1 protein-coding gene is annotated in these 469 nt (G+C 33.0%); it reads right to left on the reverse strand.

Annotation, left to right across the window (positions count from 1 at the left end):
- The coding region (locus AC5JL8_RS33205; protein WP_495883949.1) for a hypothetical protein at positions 1 to 461 on the reverse strand (461 nt) is incomplete at its 3' end.
- Between the last annotated feature and the right edge of the window lie 8 nt (positions 462 to 469).

Raw genomic sequence — 469 nt, forward strand, 5'->3', positions numbered from 1 at the left:
TATTGTCGTTCTTCTTGTTCTATTTTCAGCCTAGCTAATCGTTCTTCTTCTTCCTTTTTCTGTTTCCCCTGGAAATATTTCATTCCAATCAAAAGCATAAATAAAGAGCCAACAAATACAAGGATCATTGGGTAATCATTAAGCCAATTGAACAAATTTTCTCCAGCATTCATTAAAGCTTTACCAGCATCTCCTAACAAATAGAAAAGTGCTAAAAACCCAGTTTCTAACCAACTTATGAGATTACCGAAAACATTAATTAAAGCTTTACCAGCATCTCCTAACAAATGGAAAAATGCTAAAAACCCAGTTTCTAACCAACTTATGAGATTACCGAAAACATTAATTAAAGCTTTACCAGCATCTCCTAACAAATGGAAAAGTGCTAAAAACCCAGTTTCTAACCAACTTATGAGATTACCGAAAACATTAATTAAAGCTTTACCAGCATCTCCTAACAAATGGAAAA

The organism is Mojavia sp. (assembly GCF_059505145.1).